Source organism: Edaphosphingomonas laterariae, from assembly GCF_900188165.1.
GTDB lineage: Bacteria > Pseudomonadota > Alphaproteobacteria > Sphingomonadales > Sphingomonadaceae > Sphingomonas_E > Sphingomonas_E laterariae.
In genome coordinates this window covers 1-22,447 of record NZ_FZOS01000034.1, presented here as the reverse complement: position 1 = coordinate 22,447, position 22,447 = coordinate 1, and the positions used below count along the sequence as shown (strand labels likewise).

25 protein-coding genes are annotated in these 22,447 nt (G+C 65.3%); 10 read left to right on the top strand and 15 right to left on the bottom strand.

Annotated features, from left to right (window positions below; all coding sequences use genetic code 11):
* The first annotated feature begins 70 nt into the window (after positions 1 to 70).
* Positions 71 to 718, top strand: a complete 648-nt coding sequence (locus CHB74_RS18535; protein WP_089220995.1) for an alpha/beta hydrolase — start codon at positions 71 to 73, stop codon at positions 716 to 718.
* Positions 719 to 724: 6 nt separating this feature from the next.
* Here the strand turns inward: CHB74_RS18535 and CHB74_RS18530 are convergent, their stop codons facing one another.
* Entirely contained in the window at positions 725 to 910 is a 186-nt protein-coding gene (locus tag CHB74_RS18530; RefSeq protein ID WP_089220994.1) for a hypothetical protein, read from the bottom strand.
* A 29-nt stretch (positions 911 to 939) separates the two neighbouring features.
* On the opposite strand from CHB74_RS18530, the gene CHB74_RS22280 reads away from it, so the two are divergent.
* From CHB74_RS22280 to CHB74_RS18510, 5 genes are all read left to right on the top strand, one after another.
* Positions 940 to 1,218, top strand: a complete 279-nt coding sequence (locus CHB74_RS22280) for a hypothetical protein (RefSeq protein ID WP_218821467.1) — start codon at positions 940 to 942, stop codon at positions 1,216 to 1,218.
* 52 nt (positions 1,219 to 1,270) lie between these two features.
* On the top strand, positions 1,271 to 2,497 hold the full coding sequence (locus CHB74_RS18525) for a type III PLP-dependent enzyme (RefSeq protein WP_089220993.1): 1,227 nt from the start codon (positions 1,271 to 1,273) through the stop codon (positions 2,495 to 2,497).
* A gap of 77 nt (positions 2,498 to 2,574) precedes the next feature.
* Positions 2,575 to 3,627, top strand: a complete 1,053-nt coding sequence (locus CHB74_RS18520; RefSeq protein WP_089220992.1) for a 1,9-bis(guanidino)-5-aza-nonane synthase — start codon at positions 2,575 to 2,577, stop codon at positions 3,625 to 3,627.
* A gap of 68 nt (positions 3,628 to 3,695) precedes the next feature.
* A complete protein-coding gene (locus CHB74_RS18515) occupies positions 3,696 to 4,103 on the top strand; it encodes an MAPEG family protein (protein ID WP_179220910.1) in 408 nt (135 codons plus the stop codon).
* 82 nt (positions 4,104 to 4,185) lie between these two features.
* A complete protein-coding gene (locus CHB74_RS18510) occupies positions 4,186 to 5,628 on the top strand; it encodes an L-serine ammonia-lyase (RefSeq protein WP_089220991.1) in 1,443 nt (480 codons plus the stop codon).
* A gap of 142 nt (positions 5,629 to 5,770) precedes the next feature.
* Here CHB74_RS18510 and CHB74_RS18505 read toward each other — a convergent pair whose 3' ends face one another.
* The 5 genes from CHB74_RS18505 to CHB74_RS18485 form a co-directional block, all read right to left on the bottom strand.
* Complete coding sequence (locus CHB74_RS18505; protein ID WP_089220990.1) at positions 5,771 to 6,082, bottom strand: hypothetical protein; 312 nt, start codon at positions 6,080 to 6,082, stop codon at positions 5,771 to 5,773.
* 213 nt (positions 6,083 to 6,295) lie between these two features.
* On the bottom strand, positions 6,296 to 6,586 hold the full coding sequence (locus tag CHB74_RS18500; protein ID WP_089220989.1) for a GIY-YIG nuclease family protein: 291 nt from the start codon (positions 6,584 to 6,586) through the stop codon (positions 6,296 to 6,298).
* 149 nt (positions 6,587 to 6,735) lie between these two features.
* Complete coding sequence (locus CHB74_RS18495) at positions 6,736 to 7,761, bottom strand: zinc-dependent alcohol dehydrogenase (protein WP_089220988.1); 1,026 nt, start codon at positions 7,759 to 7,761, stop codon at positions 6,736 to 6,738.
* Positions 7,762 to 7,871: 110 nt separating this feature from the next.
* Entirely contained in the window at positions 7,872 to 9,998 is a 2,127-nt protein-coding gene (locus CHB74_RS18490) for an oxidoreductase (RefSeq protein ID WP_089220987.1), read from the bottom strand.
* A gap of 119 nt (positions 9,999 to 10,117) precedes the next feature.
* Positions 10,118 to 11,263 carry an aminotransferase class I/II-fold pyridoxal phosphate-dependent enzyme gene (locus CHB74_RS18485; RefSeq protein WP_089220986.1) on the bottom strand — a complete coding sequence of 382 codons (1,146 nt, stop codon included), beginning with the start codon at positions 11,261 to 11,263 and terminating at the stop codon, positions 10,118 to 10,120.
* Between the two features lie 103 nt (positions 11,264 to 11,366).
* Here CHB74_RS18485 and CHB74_RS18480 point away from each other — a divergent pair, with 103 nt between their 5' ends.
* A complete protein-coding gene (locus CHB74_RS18480) occupies positions 11,367 to 12,008 on the top strand; it encodes a hypothetical protein (RefSeq protein ID WP_089220985.1) in 642 nt (213 codons plus the stop codon).
* Here the strand turns inward: CHB74_RS18480 and CHB74_RS18475 are convergent.
* The 9 genes from CHB74_RS18475 to CHB74_RS18435 all read right to left on the bottom strand — a co-directional run bounded on the left by CHB74_RS18475 (position 12,005) and on the right by CHB74_RS18435 (position 19,370).
* Positions 12,005 to 12,421 (bottom strand): hypothetical protein, encoded by a 417-nt coding sequence (locus tag CHB74_RS18475; RefSeq protein WP_089220984.1) that lies wholly within the window; start codon positions 12,419 to 12,421, stop codon positions 12,005 to 12,007. The two genes, CHB74_RS18480 and CHB74_RS18475, sit on opposite strands and share 4 nt — an antisense overlap.
* A 78-nt stretch (positions 12,422 to 12,499) precedes the next feature.
* Positions 12,500 to 13,912 (bottom strand): TolC family protein, encoded by a 1,413-nt coding sequence (locus CHB74_RS18470; RefSeq protein WP_179220908.1) that lies wholly within the window; start codon positions 13,910 to 13,912, stop codon positions 12,500 to 12,502.
* A complete protein-coding gene (locus CHB74_RS18465; RefSeq protein ID WP_089220983.1) occupies positions 13,909 to 14,787 on the bottom strand; it encodes an efflux RND transporter periplasmic adaptor subunit in 879 nt (292 codons plus the stop codon). The genes CHB74_RS18470 and CHB74_RS18465 overlap by 4 nt, the downstream gene beginning before the upstream one ends.
* A complete protein-coding gene (locus CHB74_RS18460) occupies positions 14,784 to 14,999 on the bottom strand; it encodes a DUF1656 domain-containing protein (RefSeq protein ID WP_089220982.1) in 216 nt (71 codons plus the stop codon). The genes CHB74_RS18465 and CHB74_RS18460 overlap by 4 nt, the downstream gene beginning before the upstream one ends.
* Complete coding sequence (locus CHB74_RS18455) at positions 14,996 to 17,044, bottom strand: FUSC family protein (protein ID WP_089220981.1); 2,049 nt, start codon at positions 17,042 to 17,044, stop codon at positions 14,996 to 14,998. The genes CHB74_RS18460 and CHB74_RS18455 overlap by 4 nt, the downstream gene beginning before the upstream one ends.
* Complete coding sequence (locus tag CHB74_RS18450; RefSeq protein WP_089220980.1) at positions 17,041 to 17,493, bottom strand: MarR family winged helix-turn-helix transcriptional regulator; 453 nt, start codon at positions 17,491 to 17,493, stop codon at positions 17,041 to 17,043. Before CHB74_RS18450 ends, CHB74_RS18455 begins: the two co-directional genes overlap by 4 nt.
* Positions 17,494 to 17,687: 194 nt before the next feature.
* Positions 17,688 to 17,993, bottom strand: coding sequence for a hypothetical protein (locus CHB74_RS18445; RefSeq protein WP_089220979.1), 306 nt, complete (start codon positions 17,991 to 17,993; stop codon positions 17,688 to 17,690).
* Positions 17,994 to 18,080: 87 nt separating this feature from the next.
* Positions 18,081 to 18,800 (bottom strand): hotdog family protein, encoded by a 720-nt coding sequence (locus tag CHB74_RS18440; RefSeq protein WP_245843022.1) that lies wholly within the window; start codon positions 18,798 to 18,800, stop codon positions 18,081 to 18,083.
* Positions 18,801 to 18,875: 75 nt separating this feature from the next.
* Complete coding sequence (locus CHB74_RS18435; protein ID WP_218821466.1) at positions 18,876 to 19,370, bottom strand: DUF202 domain-containing protein; 495 nt, start codon at positions 19,368 to 19,370, stop codon at positions 18,876 to 18,878.
* A 335-nt stretch (positions 19,371 to 19,705) separates the two neighbouring features.
* Here CHB74_RS18435 and CHB74_RS18430 point away from each other — a divergent pair, with 335 nt between their 5' ends.
* The 3 genes from CHB74_RS18430 (at position 19,706) to CHB74_RS18420 (ending at position 22,306) form a co-directional block, all read left to right on the top strand.
* Complete coding sequence (locus CHB74_RS18430; protein WP_089220978.1) at positions 19,706 to 20,533, top strand: outer membrane beta-barrel protein; 828 nt, start codon at positions 19,706 to 19,708, stop codon at positions 20,531 to 20,533.
* Between the two features lie 125 nt (positions 20,534 to 20,658).
* Positions 20,659 to 21,492, top strand: a complete 834-nt coding sequence (locus tag CHB74_RS18425; RefSeq protein ID WP_089220977.1) for a bestrophin-like domain — start codon at positions 20,659 to 20,661, stop codon at positions 21,490 to 21,492.
* A gap of 493 nt (positions 21,493 to 21,985) precedes the next feature.
* Positions 21,986 to 22,306, top strand: a complete 321-nt coding sequence (locus CHB74_RS18420) for a GIY-YIG nuclease family protein (protein WP_089220976.1) — start codon at positions 21,986 to 21,988, stop codon at positions 22,304 to 22,306.
* The last annotated feature ends 141 nt before the right edge of the window (positions 22,307 to 22,447 follow it).

The window sequence follows — 22,447 nt, the reverse complement described above, 5'->3', positions numbered from 1 at the left end:
TCTATATAGGCCTGCAACTCGCCGCGCATCCCTCGTCGCGCGGATCACATCATAGTTTCAGCAGGTGCCGATGCCCGAAGTCATCTTTCCCGGACCCGAAGGCCGCCTCGAAGGCCGCTTCAATCCTGGTCCCCGCCCCCGCGCGCCCGTCGCGCTGATCCTGCATCCGCACCCCCAGGGCGGCGGCACGATGAACAATCGCATCGTGCAGAATCTCTACCAGACCTTCGTGAAGCGCGGCTTCGCGACGCTGCGCTTCAACTTCCGCGGGGTCGGCAAGTCGCAGGGCACGTTCGATAACGGCATTGGCGAGCTTTCGGATGCCGCTTCGGCGCTCGATTGGGTCCAGTCGATCCACCCGGAAGCGCAGACGACGTGGATCGCGGGCTTCAGCTTCGGCGCGTGGATCGGCATGCAGCTTCTGATGCGGCGGCCGGAAATCAAGGGCTTCATCTCGATCGCCCCGCCGGCGAACATGTATGATTTCACCTTCCTCGCCCCCTGCCCGTCCTCGGGCATCATCATCCAGGGCGATTCGGACGAGGTGGTGACGCCCAGCGCGGTGCAGAAGCTGGTCGATAAGCTGCGCACCCAGCGCCACATCACCATCCACCACGACACCATTCCCGGTGCCAACCACTTCTTCGAGCACGAAATGCCGCAGCTCATGAAGTCGGTGGACGATTATCTGGACATGCGGCTCGCCACCGACCGCTGATCCTGTTCAGGCCGGCAACGTCCACAACAGGACGTTGCCGAAGAACACCGCCGCCGCGACCAGCATCAGCACGCCCTTGCGGCGGTCGCGGCGCGTGCGAATCAGATACACGCCCCCCGCTATCAGCGCGAAGATCGCCAACATCGCGATGGCGGGGGCGATTCCCGCAATGCCCTCGAATATGCTCTGCATGGCCCGCGCTTAGAGCGATTTCGACGCGGATGGAATCACTGCGCCTCCGAAATCACGACAGCAAAACCGCGCGCCGCGAGTCGAGCTCCGCACCGCCCGATTCGTTTTGCCGCCGGCACGGTCGCCTGCCTGAAAATCGCATCCGCGCCGATCCACCAAAACCGGCCTCAAAAGCCATGTTGCGGCGAATGGAGAAACGACGCGCCTCCGGCTTCGTTCATTTCATCCGATTGAAACTTTACAGCTACCTGCACCGACCTTATGTAGCGCCTCCGCTGCCCCATGGGACTTCCACCGCAAGGCAGTGATTTTCGAAACTGAAGACCGTGGCTTCGGCCGTGGCATTGGAGGTCCCTTGAGTTGCACGAGCACCATAGCGCGCTGGGGCTAGCTGCCGCCCATTCTGGCACCGTTTCGGGTGCCGCCGCCATCGCGAAGCTCCGTCCGGCCCAGCCGGTTACCCTGCTTCGTCCGCACGCCGCCCGTCGGGCCGCCCGCTTCTTCGTCGAGAAGTTTCCGGGCAAGCCGATGTATGCGGTGAAGGCAAATCCGTCTCCCGATCTGTTACAGGTGTTGTGGGAAGGCGGCGTCACGCATTTCGACGTGGCCTCGATCGCCGAGGTTCGTCTGGTTGCACGCACGCTGCCGGAAGCCACGCTCTGCTTCATGCATCCGGTGAAGGCCGAAGAAGCGATCGCGGAAGCCTATTTCACCCACGGCGTCCGCACCTTCTCGCTCGATACGGTCGAGGAGCTGGAGAAGATCGTCCGCGCCACCCATGGCGCGCGGGATCTCACCCTGTGCGTTCGCCTGCGCGTGTCGTCGGATCATTCGAAGCTCAGCCTTGCGTCCAAGTTCGGCGTCGAAGCGGCGGAAGCCGCGCCGGTGCTGATGGCGGCCCGCCAGGCGGCTGATGCGCTCGGCATCTGCTTCCACGTCGGCAGCCAGGCGATGACGCCGGCCGCCTACACGCAGGCGATGGAGCGCGTTCGCGCCGCCATCGTCGAAGCGGGCGTCACGGTCGATGTCGTCGATGTCGGCGGGGGCTTCCCGTCGGTCTATCCCGGCATGGAACCGCCGCCGCTCGAGGCCTATTTCGCCGCGATCCACGAGGCGTTCGAAAGCCTGCCGGTCAGCTATTCGGCCGAGCTGTGGTGCGAACCCGGCCGCGCGCTCTGCGCCGAATATGCGAGCTTGCTGGTCCGCGTCGAAAAGCGCCGGGGCGAAGAACTGTACATCAACGACGGCGCCTATGGCGCGCTGTTCGATGCCGCCCATGTCGGCTGGCGCTTCCCGACCGATCTGATCCGCGACGGCGGGTCGGACGCGAAGGACATGGCGTTCAGCTTCTATGGCCCCACCTGCGACGACATGGATCGCATGGCCGGCCCGTTCATGCTGCCCGCCGATATCGCCGCCGGCGATTATATCGAAATCGGCATGCTCGGCGCCTATGGCTGCGCGATGCGCACCGGCTTCAACGGCTTCACCGCCGGCGAAGCGGTGATCGTCGAGGACGAACCCATGGCCAGCCTCTATCGCGGCACCATGGAACAGCCGGTTTCGTCGAACGTCATCACGCTGTAAGCGATTTTCAACATGAATGCCGTCTCTCGCGCCGCAAGGCGCGGGTGACGGCAGGTTTTGCATTTGCGGAGACCCCCATGACCGATGCACCCATCAACGACACGCGCAAGGCGGAGCTGCTTTCCACCGTCGTCGAACATATCGACATCAAGAGCTTCGATGCGCGCCCCATCGTCGATGCGATGGCGAAGATGAGCTTCACCAGCCGCGATCTCGGCCGCGCGACCAGCATCTACAACCAGATGCTGGCCGACAAGGATTGCACGGTGGTGCTGGTGATCGCCGGTTCCACCTCGGCGGGCGGCTGCATGGATCTCTATGCGGATCTGGTGCGCAACAACATGGTCGACGTGATCGTCGCCACCGGCGCCACCATCGTCGACATGGATTTCTTCGAAGGCCTCGGCCACAAGCATTATCAGGCGCTCGAAGTGCCGGATGATGACACGCTGCGCTCGCTCTACATCGACCGCATCTACGACACCTATATCGACGAAGAGCAGCTTCAGGACTGCGATTTCACGATCAACAAGATCGCGAACAACCTGGAACCGAAGGCCTATTCGTCGCGCGCCTTCATCCGTGAAATGGGCAAGTATCTCGTCGAAAACGGCAAGAAGGAAAACAGCCTCGTCAAGCTCGCCTACGAGCATGACGTGCCGATCTTCTGCCCGGCATTCGTCGACAGCTCGGCCGGCTTCGGCCTCGTCAAGCACCAGGTCGATCAGATGAAGGCCGGCAAGCCCTATATGACGATCGACGCCATCGCGGACTTCCGCGAACTGACCGACATCAAGATCCAGGCCGGCACCACGGGCCTGCTGATGATCGGCGGCGGCGTGCCGAAGAACTTCATCCAGGACACCGTGGTCTGCGCCGAAATCCTCGGCCACGAGGATGTCGAAGTGCACAAGTACGCGATCCAGATCACCGTCGCCGACGTCCGCGACGGCGCCTGCTCGTCCTCGACGCTGCAGGAAGCGGCGAGCTGGGGCAAGGTCAACACCGGCATCGAACAGATGGTCTTCGCCGAAGCCGGCTCGGTCATGCCGCTGCTCGCGTCGGACGCCTATCACCGTGGCCACTGGAAGAACCGCGCCAAGCGCGCTTGGGGCCGCATCTTCGGCTGATCTTGACCCGATTACAATGACAAGGCACCTCCGTCCTGCCAGCGACGGAGGTGCCTTTGTCTTATCCGATGCTCGCGCCCGTGGTGGCGCTCATTCTCTGGTCGATGGTGATGTGGGCATGGCTCTATGCCACGCGCCTGCCCGCAATGGTGCGGCTCAAGCTCACCTATGATCCCACGCGCCCCAAGGCCGAATTCATCGATCGCCTGCCGGCCAGCGTACAATGGAAAGCCGACAATCATAATCATCTGATGGAACAGCCGACGCTGTTCTATGCCGTCGCGATCACGCTGGCGATCGTCGCGCCGGCGGATGGCCTCAACGCCGCGCTCGCCTGGGGCTATGTCGGCCTGCGCGTAACCCACAGCCTCGTCCAGGCGACCATCAATCACATTCCAGCACGCTTCGGCCTGTTCATGGCAGGCTCGCTGCTGCTGATCCTGCTCGCCATTCGCGCGGCCATCGTCATTTTCTGAACGGCCAAGCATTTCAATCGGGACGTGCCCACCGAAACGGGCTAGAGCAGGCGAAGAGGATCGCCTGAACCAGAACAGAGACATGCTGCCCCCCGATATCGACACCGCCGCCGCCCCGGAGGCCGCCAATTCGTTGGCCGATGCCGCCCCCGGAACCACCCGCCCCGATGCCACCCGCGCCATCAGCCTGACCGAATTGTTCACGATCGGCATCGGCCCGTCGAGTTCGCACACGGTTGGCCCGATGCGCGCCGCCTTTGCCTTCGCTGCCGATGCGGTGGAGCGCGGCACGGTTGCCTCGGTCCAGTGCGAACTGTTCGGATCGCTGGCGCTGACGGGCATCGGCCATGCCACCGACATGGCGATCCTGCTGGGCCTTGCCGGCCACCAGCCCGAAACGGTGGATCCCGATGCGATCCCCGCGCTGCTGGCCGAAATCCGCGAAAGCGGCCGTATCGCGCTCGCCGGGCAAATCGACATTGCCTTCGACGAAGCCAGCCACCTTCTTTTCCGGCGCGGCCAGTTTCTTGCCGGCCACGCCAATGCGATGCGCTTCACCGCCACCTACGCCGACGGTGGTTCGCACCAGGCGACGTGGTTCTCGATCGGCGGCGGCGCAATCTGCCGCGAGGGCGCGGAGCCCGCCCGCATCAACTTCACCCTGCCCCATCCCTTCTCATCGGCGGCAGAGCTGCTCGCGATCGGCGAAGCCACCGGAATGTCGGTGGGGGAAATCGTCGCGAGGAACGAGCTCGCCTGGCGGCCGGAGGCGGAGACCGCCGGCTTCCTCGATGCCGTGCGGGCAGCGATGCTCGGCTGCATTACGCGCGGCATCGCGGCCGAAGGCATGTTGCCCGGTGGTCTGCATGTCCGCCGGCGCGCCAGGGATATGCACGCCCGCCTCGTCGCGCGCGGCCCGCGCAGCGATCCTTCGGCCGTGTTCGAATGGGTCAGCCTGTGGGCGCTGGCCGTGAACGAGGAAAATGCCGCCGGCGGCCGCGTCGTCACCGCGCCCACCAATGGCGCCGCCGGCGTGATCCCCGCCGTCCTCAAATATTATGAGGTGTTCACCGCCACGCCCACGCCGGCGGGCAGCCGCCTGTTCCTCACCACCGCCGCCGCCATCGGCTTCCTCTACAAGAAGCGCGCATCCATCTCAGCGGCGGAAATGGGCTGTCAGGGCGAGGTCGGCGTCGCCTGCTCGATGGCAGCCGCCGGTCTCGCCGCCGCATTGGGCGCCACCAACGCCCAGATCGAAAATGCCGCCGAAATCGGCATGGAACATAATCTCGGCCTCACCTGCGATCCGATCGGCGGGCTCGTCCAGATCCCCTGCATCGAACGCAACACGATGGGCGCGATCAAGGCGATCAACGCCGCCTATCTCGCCATGCACGGCGACGGCCGGCACATCGTCAGCCTCGACGCCGTGATCGAAACCATGCGCCAGACGGGCGAGGACATGCGCTCCAAATATAAGGAAACCAGCCTGGGCGGCCTTGCCGTCAATGTGGTGGAGTGCTGAACGGGCCGTCCGCGCACCCGATAGCGTGAGCCGACCCCGCCTCGACGGCGTGGACAAGCGCGATGGTAAAACAACCGTCAGGTTTTGGGGAAGCCCGCAGGATAAGCAAATGGCGGTTTTGTCGGGGTGAGCCGCCGTAGGCTTATGGCCTCAGATCGGGCCCCGGCGTGTCCCAGTCGGAAACAGCGGGTTGGCCGTTGATAGTCACTTTTGGATCTACATCCCAAGCTGCATATATCTGAACGCAATCGCGATGAAAGATGACTGACAGCCCTACGTCGGAAGGCCGCCCGTTTACAGTCATTTCCAATTCGTCACCGGGGCTAAGCACATAACGGCTCGGGATCATTTCCACCATGATCACCAGTGGAGTAGCACTATTATTGCAGAATTGGTGACGCTGATTGGCGATACGCATTTGCTTGAGGAAGGCGGGCATGCGGAAGAGCGTCATGCGAAAATGATGGCTGAGTAAGGTGATGTCCGCAATGTCGGCGTGTCCTGACTGTCAGGAATTTTACGCCGATGGCCGATACCTGCCTGTCCGGTCTCGGAAAGCTGACGATCGGGAAACCGGACGCGTGGCCCCGCCGGTGGAGGACAGCAAAGTTGAGGAAGCGGACACACCCGAAAACGTCATGCCAGCGAAGGCTGGCATCGCTGGCGGTTACAGGATGCGCTCGAACAGATCATCCCATTGAGGATTGGCCGCGTCGATCAACCGTATTTTCCATGCGCTTTGCCACGCCTTCAAAGCCTTCTCGCGGGTGATGGCTTTGACAATGCTGTCATGCGGCTCGACAAGGACCAGCCGATCGAGGCCGTATTTCCGGCAGAAGGCCGAACCCGCACCTCTGCGATGCTGCATCATGCGCGCGGCGAGATCGGTGGTGACACCGATATAGAGAACGCCGTTCGGCTTGTTCGTAAGGATATAGGTCCAGCCACCCTCGCTCATGCGGCGACGCTACACCAGCCACAACGCGATGCCAGCCTTCGCTGGCATGACGTATATGAACGAGCGTCCGAAATGTCGGCGTATCCTGACAGCCAGCTATCAGGCAGAAAACGCCGACAACGGTTTCAGTCCAAAGCTGCCCACATCGCCTAGCCTCGCGGGTCGATCAGCACCTTGCACTGGCCCATCGCGGTTCGCAGCGCCTCGAACGCCGTCGGCAGTTCGGCAAAGCCCACCGTCTGCGTGTGTAGCGGCCGGGCGTCGGCCTTGCCGCTTGCCAGCAGGCCGATCACCGCCTCGAAATCGCGTTCATGGTAGCATTGGCTGAAATGGATGCTGGCTTCCTTGGTCAGCCCGGTGAGCGGATGGAAGCGATCCTCCTCGAAACAGACGCCCACCACCACGATCCGCGCGCGCACGCCCGCGACAGCCAATCCTTCCTGAATCAGCCCCGGCATGCCCACGCATTCCAGCACCACTTCCGGCGCGCGGCCGGTGATCGCGCGGAAGCGTTCGCCCAGATTTTCCGCCACCGGGTCGATCGCGGCGGTCGCGCCCACTTCCAGCGCGCGCTGGCGGCGGACGTCGGATCGTTCGGAAACGACGACATGGCCAGCGCCCGCCAGCCGCGCGAACAGGGTCGCCGCCGCGCCGATCGGGCCGGCGCCGATCACCAGCACCGCCGCGCCCTTTTCGATCCGCGCCATCGAAACCGCGTGATGCGCCACCGCCAGCGGCTCCACCATCGCGCCCTGTTCGAACGAAACGCCGGCCGGCAGCCGCTGCAGGGTGGACGCGCGCGCGCCGACATATTCGGCATAGGCGCCCGGCCGGGCCAGCCCCGTTCCGGTGAATACATTGCTGCTGCACAGCGCGCGCAGATCCTTGTCGCAGGCGTCGCATTCGCCGCAGGCATGGATGGGCAGTGCCGTCACCCGATCGCCCAGCTTCCATTCGCCCTGCACCGCGCTGCCCAGCGCCACGATCTCGCCGGCGAATTCATGGCCGAGCACCGTGCCCGAAGGTGCTGCGCCATATTGGGTGATGTGCAGATCCGATCCGCAGATTCCGGCCCGCTGCACGGCGATGATCACATCGTCGGGCGCGGGCGTCGGATCGGCGGTGGTGCCGATCTCGAGCGGCTTGCCGGCTTCGCGGAAAAATGCTGCGCGCATCCTCGTTCCCTCTCCATTCTATCTGGCGACAGAATGGCGTGCCCGCAGGCACGCGCACCCTGCAAATGGAGGGGATCACGCGAAATCGGCGCAACGCCCCGATGGCGCGATCAGGCGGCGGAAATCTCGTTCGCCACCCGCGCCGCGCCGCGCATCGCCCCTTCGATATAACCGACGCCGGTGCAATCGCCGACTTCGTGGACGGTGAAGCCTTCCGCCTTCAACGCCTCGGCCAGCGAAAGATCGCCGGTCGCGCCCTTGGCGACGATCACATGGTCGGCGGCAATCGCCTGATCCGCGCCGGCCTTGTCGGTAAACAGCACGCGACCCGGCTCGATACGGATGTCGCTCGCCTGCGGGAACAATCCCAGCCCATGTTCCTTCAGTTCGTCCAGCAGCCGCATGCGGCGCACGATGGTCAGCCCCCCGCCGAAGCGCGGCGCTTCGTCCACGACGGTCACGGTCCGGCCGCGTTCGGACAGGAACTCGGCGAGTTCGAGGCCCACCAGTTCGCCGCCGACGATTACGACATTCTTGCCCAGCGGCATCCACTGGCGCGTCGCCTTGCGCACGAAATCCAGGTTGGCGGTCATGCCCGTCGCCGCGCCGACCTTGGTCAGCAGGCGCGTGCCCAGCCCCACCTTGCGCTTCAGTTCGCCGGAGCTTTCGCCCAGCACCAGCTTGCGCATGTCGTCGCCGCTCAGCACATGGGGCAGATCGCCACCGGGGATCGGCGGCATCCCGCGCACCGCGCCAGTCGCCACCACCACCGCATCGGGCTTCAGCGATCGCAACAGATCGGGCGTCGCGCGGGTGTTCAGCCGCACGTCCACCCTGGCCTTCTCCACCTCGCGGCGCAGCCAGTCCAGCAGGCGCTCATTGGCGGGATAAGCGAGCGACGCGAAGCGCAGCGTGCCACCCAGCCGGTCGCCCTGCTCGATCAGCGTCACCTGATGGCCGATGGCGGTCAGCCGGCGCGCGCTTTCCATGCCGCCGGGGCCACCGCCGATCACCACGACCCGCTTGCCGCCCGCCTGCGTCGCCGGGCGCAGATATTCGAACGCGGTTTCCGGGTTCACCGCGCAGCGCAGCGGCTGGCAGACATAGATGGCGCTGATGCAGGTGTAGCAATAGATGCAGGGCAGCACGTCGTCCGGCCGTCCCTCGGTCAGCTTGCGGGGCAGATGCGGATCGGCCAGCAGCTTGCGGCCCATCGAGATGAAATCCACCTTGCCCGCCGCGATATGGGCATCGCCCACTTCCGGTTCCACCCGGCCCGACGCGATGATCGGGATGTTCACCGCCGCCTTGATCCGCGCCGCATAAGGCAGGTTCAGGCCCGGTTCGTGCGGCGTGTGCGATCCCGAATGCAGCTTCGCCTTGCCGGTTTCATGATAGGCCGTGACGGTGATGGCATCGGCGCCTTCGGCCTCGACCATCCGGGCGATCTCGATCGCATCCTCGATCTGCAGCCCGCCCTTCTTGCCTTCCTCGCGCGAATCGAGCTTGCACCAGACGGCAAAGTCCGGCCCGACGGCGGCGCGCACCGCGCGCAGCACCTCCAGCAGGAAACGCACGCGATTTTCCAGCGGGCCGCCATATTCGTCGGTGCGCTTGTTGGTCTTGGGCGAAATGAAGGCCGACAGCAGATAGCCGTGGCCGCCATGGATTTCGACGCCATCGAAGCCGGCCTGCTTGGCGCGGATCGCGCCGGCGGCGAATTGCTGGACGACGGTCTGGATGTCGTCGTGAGTCATCACCTTGAAGTCGACGTTCCTGATCCGGCCGAACGGCGCCTCGGCCAGTTCCTCCAGCAGAAAGGCTTCGGTGAAGTCACCGGCCGGCGGCTCGGGGAAGCTCGGCGTCCACACCGGGCGCCCGGCCAGCATGTCCTCCATCGCGACAAGCCCGCCATGGTGCAGCTGGGCGGCGATCTTGGCGCCATGGGCGTGCACCGCCTCAGCCAGCCGGGTCAGGCCCGGCAGGAAGCGATCGTCCGAAATCGCGATCTGGTTCACCTGATTGCCGCCCACCGGCCAGGCCACGCCCGCGACGCCGGTGATGATCAGGCCGACGCCGCCTTTCGCCTGTTCCTCGTGATAGCGCAGGATGCGTTCGCCGATATGGCCGTCGGGTTCCGCCAGGCTCGCCCCCATCGCCGTCACGGCGATGCGGTTGCGCAACTCCATCGTCCCGATCCTGCCCGGCGCGAGCAGATGGCTAAGGCCCTTGGTCATCAGTCACCCTCTATTTTTAGACGCAAGTCCAATCTACGCCCGGATGGGTGTCCGGCGCCAGCAGGGAAGTTTGCGCCAAGCGCACATATTATGCGGCGATGCGGCCATCGCCGCTTAGTTTACATCGGCGCGAGCGTCTTCTGCCCGGCAAACCAGGCGGACAACCGCGCGATCGCCTCCTCCACCCGATCGGTCGACACGGCAAAGCTCAGCCGCATGAAGCGGTGCCCTTCCACCGGATCGAAATCCACGCCCGGCGCGGTCGCGACACCCGTATCTTCCAGCAACCGCGTGCAGAAGGCCAGGCTGTCGTCGGTCAGATGGCCGATATCGGCATAGATATAGAACGCCCCGTCCGGCGGCGCGATCCGGTCCAGCCCCATGCCCGGCAAGGCGGCCAGCAGCAGATCGCGATTATGGCGGTAGGTGTCGATATGCCCTTCCAGTTCCTCATGCGCATCCATCGCCACCAGCCCGGCATGCTGGCTGAGCGACGGCGGCGTCAGGAACAGGTTGCCCATCCGCGCCCGCGCCGCGTCGATCAGGCCCGGCGGCACGACCAGCCAGCCCAGCCGCCATCCCGCCATGCTGAAATATTTGGAAAAGCTGTTGACGATCAGCGCCTCGCCATCGAACTCCAGCACCGAATGGGCGGGCTCGCCATAGCTCAGCCCATGATAGATCTCGTCGCTGATGATGCGGATGCCGCGTGCCCGGCATACCTCCACGATCGCGCGCAATTCCGCCTCGGGAATGATCGTGCCGGTGGGATTGGCGGGGCTTGCGAGGATCAGCCCGTCGGGCGCGGGTTCGAGCGCCGCCAGCGCGGCCGCCGACACCTGAAAGCGGGTATCGGCGCCGCAGGGAATTTCCACAGGCTCCATGTGCAGCGCCTTCAGCGTATTGCGATAGGCCACATAGCCCGGCCGCGCGATCGCCACCCGCGCCCCCGGCGCGAAGACGCAGCTCAGGCCCAGCACCAGCGCCGGCGATGCACCGCAGCACAGGATGATCTGTTCGGGATCGACGCCGACGTCATAATCCTCGCGATACAGGGCCGCGATCCGTGCCTTCAGCGCCGGGCTTTCCCAATAGCCAAGGCCATCGGTGTCGAGCACATGGTGCGCCCGCTCGATCGCAGCCTTCGGCGCGCCGGTCGATGGCTGCCCGAACTCCATATGGATGATCGAACGTCCCTCGGCCGCCATCCGATGTGCCAGACGGCTGATGGCGATGGCGTGGAACGGATCGATCGTGGCGGTCATGTCGTCTCTCGAAAAGGGGGATGCCCCCCTCTAACGCCCCCGCTTCCCCCGTTGCAAATCGCGCCCGCGCGATCATATCCATCGTCCGCCGACGGAGACCTTCATGCCCGAACAGACCACCCCGCAGGAACAGCAGGCCGCGACGCGGCGGCGCTGGCTGACGCTCGCCGAATTGCTCGGCGTCGCGGCGGTGGCGATTTCGGGGCTCACGCTGTGGGATTCGCATAATGACCGCGTGCGCGAGCGGGAGGACAAGGCCGCCGCCGCGCAAAAGGCGTCGACCCGGTCGGCCACGCTGGCGCTGCGCGGCACGCCCGATCGCGAAGGCGACGTCATCGCGCTGGCCCCGCTCGGCGAAACGCAGGCGATCCAGGGTCAGACGATCATCCTGCCCACCGCGCTCGCCATCGCCCCGGTGGAAACCACGGGCGATCCCCGGATCGAGGCCGACTGGCTGGCCGACGGCCTCAAGCGCGCGCGCCGGGAAACAGGGGCGCCCGATCGCAGCGTCGGTGATGAACGCCTGCCGATCCTGATCGTCACCCGTTATCTGGCCGATGGCACGTTGCACGAGGATCGCGCCCTTTATGACCTCGGCTACGCGCTCGACGGGCAGTTTCTCGGCAGCAGCCGATTGCGCATTCGCGGTCTTTCGCTCGTCGCCCGCATATCCGCCGCGAACGGCTCCGCGAAGCTCGATGCGCGCTGGCGGCAACTCCACCCGAAAGCAAAGCCCAAGCCCTAACGCTTCGCCTGAAACGACCAGGCGGTCTTGCCCGCCTCGCATCGGCCGCGGATCGTCCGGCTATCCGGCAGGACGTGGCCTTCGCAAACGGCCTGCCAGTCCCCGGTGAAGTCGTAGCGCAACTGCCGCCCGTCGATCCGCCCTCGCCCGCCGCCGACGGCCACGCCCTTTTTGGACTGTGCGTAAGTGAAGGTCGCGCCCTGTTGCTCGACCACATAGTCATAGCCGTCGCTGTCGCTCCACCGCCCGGCAATGTTCGGGATGGTCGCCGCGCGCGGAATTGACGTCATACCGCCACTTGCCGTCCGCGCCCCGCCCCAGCGCCCAAGCAAGGCGATGGCGATCAATGCGGCCAGCGCTATGGCCACGATCAGAAGATGGGTCGATGTGTTGACGGGGCGACGTTCCGCCATGCCGAGCCTCCCTGGCCCCGCGCTCGCCGGAACGATAGCACAGCCCCGCCCCGCGATCACCTCTCGCGGAAGAACGGGTCAGGGCCGATCCTGCCAGCCCCCGCCCAGCGCCAGAAAGATGTCGACCTCATCAAGGGCCAATTGGGTGCGCGCCGCCACCACCGACGCCTCAGCCGTGGCAAGGCTGCGCTGCGCATCGAGCAGATCGAAAAAGCCCGAACGGCCGAAACGGAACAGTTTTTCGGCCTGCCCGGCGGAAAGCGCCGCGCTGTCCCGCGCCTGGGTAAGCGCCGTCACCTTGTCGCGATCGCGCGCATAGGTCGAAAGGGCTGTCTCCGCCTCGCGAAGCGCGCCCAGCACCACCGTATCGAAGCTCGCCAGATCAGCATCGACCTGCGCGCCCGCCTGCGCGATCTGCGCCTTGACGGCCGCGCGGTTGGGAAAGGACCAACTGAGCAACGGCCCGACGCTGAACCCGAATGCCGATCCTGATCCAAGATTGTCCAGCGGCCCGGCAAGACCCAGCGATCCCCCGAAACTGACCTGCGGATAGAGATCCGCCATGGCCACGCCGATCCGCGCCGTATCGGCGGCAAGGCTGCGCTCGGCCGCGCGGATATCCGGGCGGCGGCGGATCAGCCCGGCACCATCGCCGATCGGCAAGGGCTTGGTCATGAACGGCAGGCTGGCGCAAGCCGCGACCTCGCGCGGATAATCCGCCGGCGGCCGGCCGAGCAGGGTCGCCAGCAGGAACAGGTCCGCCTGCCGCCGCGCCTCGAAACCGGGCAAGGTCGCCTCGCTTTCGTCGACCACCGTCTGCGCGCGGCTGACATCGAAGGCGGTGCCACGGCCGCCACGCTGGAGCTTGCGCGTCGCATCCAATGTCCGGCGCTGCAGCGCCGTCACCTCGCGATTGACGGACAGGCCGTAATTGGCCGCGCAGACCCCGACATAGGCCCGCGCCGTGGCCGCTGCGACGCTGACCCGCACGGCATCGCGCGCCGCCTGCACCGCTTCCGCGTCCGCCTGCGCTGCCTCGATCGCCCGGCGGATCTTACCGTTCAGATCGAGCGGATAGGTGGCCGACAGGCCAAGATCATAGCCGACCGTGCCCGGAAGCCCCTGCCCCGTCCCCGAAGGGCGGGCGAGATCGACACCGCCACTCGCCATCGTGGCGATCGTCCGCCCCGCCGCCGCCTCCTGCACCACGGCCGTCGCCCGGCGCAGATTGGCGTCGGCCGCACGCAGATCGCTATTGGCCGCCAGCGCCTGCTCGACCAGCCGGTCAAGCATCGGATCCTCATAGAGCTGCCACCAGCGATCGGGCAGCGGGGCCTGCACGAAGGCGTGATCGTCGCCCGCCGCGAAGGCCGCCGTCGCCGAAGCAGCTGTCGCCGCCGAACGCTCGGGCGGCCGATAATCCGGCCCGGCGGTCGAGCAGGCGGCGAGCGCGCCCGCGATCGCCAGCGCCAGAGATGAGCGCACCGTCATTCTTCGTTCGTCGGCTGGATCGTCACCGTGCCCGTCCGGCCGACGATCAGGCGAACGTCGGCGGGCACGTCGGTCAGCTTCACCCGCACGGGGATACGCTGGGCCAGGCGCACCCACGAAAATGTCGGTTCGACATCGGGCAGCAAATTCGGTGAATCCGCCCGCCCGCTATCGTTGATGCCCGCCGAGATGCTCTCGACATGGCCCTTCAATTCCTTGTCCTCGCCCATGAACGGCACCGTCACCGGGGCGCCGACACGGATTTGCGGCAGCTTCGTCTCTTCGAAATAGCCTTCGACGCGCAGGCTGTCGGTATCGACGAGCGCCATCGCCTGCTGGCCCGCCGCGACATAATCGCCGGGGTGCAGATCGAGATTGGTAACGATACCGCGCACCGACGCGCGGACCTCGGTGCGCTTGAGGTTGAGCGCCGCCGCCTCCTGCGCCGCGACCGCCACGGCCAGCGAAGCACGCGCCGTCTCCACCCGCGCCAGGTTCTGCTCGTGCGTTTCCGCCGCCACGAGATCGCCCAGCGCAACGTCACGCTGCGCTTCGCGCTGCGCCTGCGCCAGCGTCGCCCGCGCGCTGGCGATGCGCGCCCGCGCCTCGTCATAGGCCAGCGAATAACGCGGCCGATCGATCACGAACAAAAGGTCGCCGGGCTTCACCATCTGGTTGTCGCTCACCGCCACCTGGGTGATCAGGCCCGGAATATCCGGCGTCACCCGCACGATATCGGCACGCACCCGCCCATCGCGCGTCCAGGGGCTGCGTTCATAATGGTTCCACATCCACAGCGCGACGATGATGGCGATGATCACGATCAGGATGGTGGCGGCGCTGCGCGTCAGCGCGGCAAGCAACTTGTTGTTCATAAGGGCATACCAAGGCGATCGACCGTCCAGACAAGAAGGCCGAGGAGGAGAATGAACAGCGCGAGATCAACGAGCGCGCGATAGGCGACGAAGCGATAGAGCCCGAGCAGGCTCACCATCCGCACCGCGCCCGCCGTCAGCAGCATCGCCGCGAAGCCGAGCAGCAGCAGCGTCGGGATAAAAACGCCACCGATCGCGATCTCACCGATCATGCCGCGATCCTCCGATAAGGTGGCGCTTCGGGAAAGAGCGCGCGCCGCAGGCTGACCAGCGCCAGCGCGGCACTACGCCTGACATCCGGCATCGGGTTGGCGGTCAGGGCGGCCATCGCATGATCGATCTTGGCCAGCAGCCCCGCTTCCGGCCCGCGCGGCTGATCGGGATCGAGTGCCGCATAATAGGCCCCTACGTCGCGCAACACGGGCGTGATCGGCGCGCCCTCCGCCACCGGCAGATCGATGCGCAACTGGCGCAGTTCGCCGATCGCGACGCCGGTGCGCAGATCGCGCAGCGGATCATAAACCGGGCTGCCCGGTTCATTCCCCTGCGCCGCCAGCCGGGGGGCGAGCAGCGCCGCACGGTCCAGCATGCGGTTGATCCACCCGCGCACGTCAGGCGGCGCCGCCAGATTGGCGCGGCTGGCGATGTCCATCCAGCCCGCCTTCACCGTCCGCCGGATCGCACCCGTCGCCCCCGCCGATTGCAGCAGCCGCACCATCACGATGGCCAGCACGATGCCGAGCAACTGGGCAAGGCTGCCATTCGCATAAGGCGCGAATTCGCTGTCATATTGCGCCGCGATCAGGCTGGGATTGGCCAGCCCCATCATCGTCGCCAGCGCCAAAGCGGCATGGCGCGGCACCGCCATGAAGGCACCCGCGATCAGCAGGGCCGGCGCCAGCACCGCCGCCAGCAACGGAAAACCATCGACGCGCGGCAGGATGACAAAGGCATAGAAGCCGCAGATCAGGATCGCGATGATCGTCCCGGTCATGAACATCTTGAGCGGGGCGACAGGATCGTCGGCGCTGGCGAACAACGCCAGAAACACCCCCGCCAGCATCACCGCCGTCGCACCATCTTCCCAGCCGCTGCCGATCCACAGCGCGCAGCCGACGATCATCGTCAGCGCGGCGCTCAACGCCGCACGGGTCGCGCCGGCATAATCGCGATGCATCTCGCGTCCGCTGCGATGCTCGATCAGTTCCGCCACGCGGGGCGTAACGGGATGGCGCGAATGGGTTTCCATCTGGTCGCGCAGATCCCGGCAATCGCGATGCACGCCGATCAGGTCGGCAAGTCGCGACAACAGGCTCAGCCGCACCGCGTCCGCCCAATCCATGTCGCCGGTCACAACAGGCTCCAGCGCCACGCAGCGCGCGTGGAGCGCCGCGGCGCTCGCACCGCGCTCGGCCCGGTCCGCAGGCATGGCGGTCAGCCAGGCGCGCACATCGTCGACAAGCTCAACAATCGCGGGCGGCAGCGTCGTCCCCTCGCGCGCCAGCACCGTCATCCGATCGTCGACCGCCGCCGCCAGCGGCAAGGCCATGGACAATTGATCCTGCAGCGCCCGCACCGTGCGCACGCGCGGCGCGATGCGCTTCGTCTCGAACGGCAAATGGGTCGAAAGCTGGTGAAGCTCGGTAATGTCGAGCGCCAGCTTCTGCCGTTCCTTCGCAAGCGTCGGCACCGGCTCCTGCGCCAGGGAATCGTGCGACCAGCGTTCGGCATCGCGCAGAATGTCCTCCACACGCCGCATCAGCAGGTCCGTCACCGAACTCGGGAACAGCACGCCATGGACAAGGCTGGCGCACAGGATGCCGATGGTGATTTCCTGCACGCGCAGGCTGGCGATCGTGAAGATTTCCTCCGGCGCCCCCACGCTCGGCAAGCCGATGATGCACGCACTGTATCCGGCCAGCACGAACATATAGCTGCGCGGCGTGCGATCCATCAGCGACACGAACACGCAAAGGCCCAGCCAGCCGGCAAAGGCCAGCGTCAGCAATTCGGGTGCGTTGACGAGGCGCGGCACCATGATCACCGCCATCATCGCCCCGGTGATCGTGCCAATCACGCGGAACACCGCCTTGGAAAGCACGGCGGCGGCAAGCGGCTGGGCGACGATGTAGGCGGTCGTCAGCGACCAGTAAGGACGTGGCAGGCCGATGCGCAGCGAAACATAGAGCGCCAGCATCGCCGCCAGAAAGCATTTGAGCGAGAACAGCGCGGCCGCGATGCCATATTTCTGGGTCACGCGCCGAGCCCCCTTCGCGATGCCAGCGCATCGGCCAGCGCATCGCAAACCCGCAACGTGGCTTCGAGATCCGCATCGCTGATCCCGGACAGCAGTTCATGCCGCGCATCGGCCAGCATATGTTCGATCTTGCCGGCAAGCGCGCGGCCGGCGTCGGTCAGATGGATGCGGTTGACCCGGCCATCGTCCGGGTCGGGCCGGCGGGCCACCAGTTCCACCGCCTCCAACTGGTGAAGCGTACGGACCAGCGTCGCCTCGGCCACTTCCAACGCCCGCGCAAGGTCCGCCTGCCGCGCCTCGTCGCCCAGCCGTTCGAGATTGATCAAGCACCAGCCGGTCGAATTGGAAACGCCAAGACGCGCAAGCACCTGATCGCCCACCTGCCGCCATTGGCGCGCAAGCGGGCCCAGCCGCATGGCCAGGCGACGTTCGGATTCACGGCGACTCACCGATATTAGTTAGCACACTAACAAGATTAGAGGCAGCCGATCTTGCCGTTCGGCACGCATTTTCCGGGCCGATTTTCAGGCATAACCGCCGCAACAAGCGGCACGCGCTTCAACCCACTGGCAGGGCCGGATTAATCGATCGAGCGCAATGTGCCGATCGCGGAAGCGCATCCGCGATCGGCGTCACGGCGCGATTATTTCGCGGGTAGCTTGGCGAGCGCAGTGTTGATCGCTGCCAGCTTTGCATCGGTGATCTCGCCGCCGGCCATCGGCTTCAGATCGTCCAGGCTGAACCGCTTGAACGTGTCGAACATGCCATGGCTGGTCAGCCCCGGAAGCTCCCGATCGACGATCGCCTTGGCCGCCGGATTGGCGACCAGCGTTTCCAGGGGAATAGTGGTGTTGAGCCGCGCCGCCGCAGTGGCCGGCGCCGCCATGGCCACGCCAGCGTTCAGGCCAAGCGGAACCGCCGCAAGCAAAGCGAAATGCAGGAACTTCATGCCTCACATCCTCTCCGGGCGCCGATCCATCGGCGTCGCGGATATGAAGCCTTGTTAGCGGCAATTATCAAGCAAAATGAATCAACTTCATTTTGATGGCGGCGGAGGGATCGATACCCATGTCGCCAGCGCCGCCGCGATCCGCTGGCCGTTCCCGTCGTGCAGCGCCGTGCCCACCTGATGCTTGCGGCCGTCGCTGGCGATCGGCCAGCCGGTCACGATCACCGGCTCGCCCGCGCGGACGGCGCGATGGATGACGGCGCCCATCCGCCCCAGAACCGCCGCACCCGATCGCTTCTCGACCGCGAAATAGCCCGGACAATCGAGCGCCGCCCACAGGAATTCCGGGCGGACATGCCCGTCCCCGTCGGCCAACCCGGCATCCGGCCGCCACAGCGCCGCAACCTGACCCTCCGGCCCATCCACCCGGCCGGGGAAGATACGCAGCCCGTCCTCCACGGCCCGTTCGGGGCCGCAGACGAAACAGCCGGGGAAGATGTGATGGCAAAATCCGGTGAAACCCGCCTCGCCCGCCTCGGCATCTTCGATTGTCGGTGATGGCGGCACAACCAGCTCGACCGCGCCGGCCACCGCCGACGCCACCAGCGCATCGCCATCAATCAGGCTGGCGGTGGTGCCATCGCATTCCAGTTGCAACGGCCTGTCCAGCGGCGGCGGCATACGGAGCGTCACGATGCACGGCACACCGCCCATGGCATTGCCAAGCAATCCGGCGACATAGCCGCCATTACCGCTGGTGGGCGGCCCCCGAAACCGGCGATCGATGCGGATGGTCTGCATGGGCATGGGGCCTCGTCCGATAACGTGTGGAGCCCCCTAACACCGCCGCCCCCGCATCGGAAGCGCGCGCCCGTCGCGCGTTCAGAACGGCCCTTCGCGGAAGGCGATGGCAACGATCGCCAGCAGACCGATCGCCAGCAGCGCGATCGCGACGATCATCACCGTCGAGACGCGGAAGCGGCTGACATGCCGGATCAGGCCAAGTTCGAACAATCGATCGCGGCGATGGCGCAATTGAAGCACCGAACGCACATGGTTGATCATGCCGAGCAACAGCAAGACGACCCCCAGCCCGACCAGAGCGCCGCCAAACCGCGCCGGCGCATTTTCAGCGACATTGGCTGCCAGAAAATCCTGCTTCAGCATGTGAAAGAAAGAGAAGATGGTGAAGCCGAAACCGATCAGGGAGAGCGACGTGCGGATGACCGACATCAGCGTCCGATCGCTGCTCATTTCGGTCCTGAACAGCGACAAGGCCGTCCGGTTGGACGACAGTTCGGACGATATGTCGTCGCCGACAAGCTGGTCATACGCCATTTCTTCGTCGCCCATGCCGGGCCGTTGCTGATCACCCATGCTACCCTCATGATCGGCTGGTTGTTTGCCCCGGTTTAGAATTTTCGCGACGGGCAACACATCGGGGAAATCCCCGATACACCAGCCTTCCCATCGGCCGCGCGATGCAGATCGCCGCGATCCATCGCCGTTCGCCTCGGCCACTCAACCCCGCATGCCGGCCCGCGAAATTCGCGACGTCCGCCCTTTTGGCCGAAGGCTCTGTCCGACAAGAACAATCCTCAGGGTTTGTCCCGATGCCGGGCCGATCCGACTTGGATTACTATCGTCAGGTTCGCCGGTTGTGGCCGTGCCTGGGAAAAGCCCGGACGGCAGTGTTTCTGGGGAGAAACCGAATGCGTGGTTCGTGCCAGTGGACGGCAGCAACGGCAATCCTGATCAGCGGCTGGATCGCCTCCCCCGCTGCGGCGCAGGCGTTGCAGGACAAATATTGGATCGAAGCGGCTGCTTACTGGCCAAGGGTCGACACCAATGTTCGGGTCGCCTCCACCGGCAGCCAGGATATCGGCACGGATATCGACCTCGAATCCGATCTCGATCTCGACAAGAATGAGGTGCTGCCCTCGGTCTTCGTCGGTGCCCGTCTCGGCGGCAATTTTTCGGTCAGCGCCGAATATTACGCCCTCACCCGCAAGGGCGAACGGGCGATCGAACGCGACATCACCTTCCGCGATGTCGTCTATCCCGTCGGCGCATCGATCGCGACCAAGTTCGACACCGACGTCTATCGCCTGACGCTCGGCTACGCGTTCGTTCGTAACGACAATTTCGAACTTGGCGCCTCGCTCGGCCTCCATGCCACCAAGTTCAAGATCGAGTTGCGCGGCGAAGGCAACGTCGGCGGCGTCGGCGGCGCCACCCAGGTGCGTGGCGAGGACGTGCTGGCGCCGCTGCCCACCATCGGCCTGTTCACCGCGTTCGAGGTGACACCCGGCGTCACGCTCAACGCCCGCGTCGATTATCTCTCGCTGTCGATCGGGGATTATGACGGCCGGCTGCTCAACGCACAGGCCGGCGCGGCCTATCGCTTCACCGACAATGTCGGCATCGGCGTGATGTATCGCTACGTCGATTACCGCGTCGATGTCGAAAAAGATCGCTGGACCGGGCGCCTCGCCTACAAATTCAAGGGCCCGTCGGTCTTCCTGCAACTGGGGTTCTAGCGGTCATCGCATGAATTCGGACGGGTGCTCGGCAGCCTGAAGCGGAGGCGCCGGCCGCCCCGATCGCCGGCATTCCACACAGGCACCGTGGGTCGCCGGCCTGAACAGATCAATTGGGGGGCTATATGGAAGCATTGGCGGCGTGGCTGGACGACAGGTCGATCATCGCGCTCGGCCTCTGCCTGTTGGGCGCGATGGCGATCGCCGCATTGTTCGGCTTCGCGCTTCGCAGGTGGCGCGAACGACAATGGCAACGCGATGGCGAGGATGAGGAAGGCGGCCAGGAAGGCTATGTCGTCTCAGCCGTGCTCGGTCTCCTCGCGCTCCTCCTCGGCTTCACCTTCGCGCTCGCCGTCGACCGTTTCGAAACGCGTCGTGCGCTGGTGCTTCAGGAAGCCAACGCCATCGGCACCAGCTATCTGAGATCGCAACTGCTCGACGAACCGCATCGCACCCGCCTCAGCGGCATCCTGCGCGACTATGCCGCCAATCGCGTCGAACTGGCCTCCGCCCAGCGGGATGCCATTCCGCCGCTGATGACCAGGAACGACGCGATGCTCGAAGATCTCTGGTCGGCGACCGCCGCCGCTTATGACGGATTGAAGCCCGCGCCCTTCGCCAATTCGCTGCTCGATACGGTGAACGAGGTGATCGACCTCGATGCGTCGCGCAAGGCCGCCCGGCAGGTCCGCGTGCCGGCCGAAGTGTTCATGGTGCTCGTGGTCTATATCGTCGTCACCGCCGGCGTGCTCGGCTATGTGCTGGTCGCGGTCCGCGGGTTCATCTCCGCCGGCTTCCTCTTTGCCCTCATCATCATGTCGCTGATGCTGATCATGGACATCGATCGCCCGGTCAAAGGCGGCATACAGGAAAGCCAGGGGCCGATGATCGACCTGCTCAACACCATCCGCAAGCAGCCACCGGGCCATTTCGATCGCTGGCGCGCACCGCCAGCCTAGGCGGCACGGCAAACTCCAGTCATGGACCGCCGTCGGGTTTTCAGGAGGCGGACGGCATGCTCATATGACCGTTTTGTCGGGGAAGCGGCCCATCTTTGTCTCGTCACCCCGGACTTGTTCCGGGGGCCACCGCCACGCAGGCGATGCCGCCAGCGGCTCCAACCCGAAAGACACCGCCAGGTCATTCCATGACCGATTGTCCCGCTCGACCATCAATGGTGTTGTGTGCTGCACGGTGGACCCCGGAACAAGTCCGGGGTGACGAAGGTGGAAGTTCAGTAAACGACGACCGCAATGGTCGCCATGTCCCGACAGGCAGGAATTTTCCTTCGATGACTGATACCTGCCTGTCCGGCCTCGGAAAGCTGACGGTCGGGAAACCGGAGGCCCGGTCCTGCCGCTGGATGACAGCAAAGTCGGGGGAAGCGGACTATCTTTGTCTCGTCACCCCGGACTTGTTCCGGGGTCCACCGTGCAGCACACATCGCCATTGATGATCGAGCGACAGCCTTGCGTCTATATTCTTGCCAGCGCCATGAACGGAACGCTGTATATCGGCGTCACCTCCGACCTTCTTTGCCGCATCGTCCAACATCGCGAAGGCGTCTTCGAGGGCTTCACGAAACGATATGGCATCAAGATGCTCGTCTATTGGGAATATGCCGGCTCAATGGAAGCTGCGATCTTGCGCGAGAAGCAGATCAAACGTTGGCGTCGGGACTGGAAACGCAATCTGATCGAGCGGAACAATCCATCATGGAATGACTTGGCCGTGTCGTTCGGACTGGAACCGCTGGCGTCGTCACCTGCGTAGCGGTGGACCCCGGAACAAGTCCGGGGTGACGAGCAAGGGTGCAGGTTAGGCCACGTGGACAAAGGGTAGCCACAGCAATGCTGATGCGAGGCTGACGAAGCCGAGATAGGAGCTTTTGCTTTTGTCGTAGCGGGTGGCGAC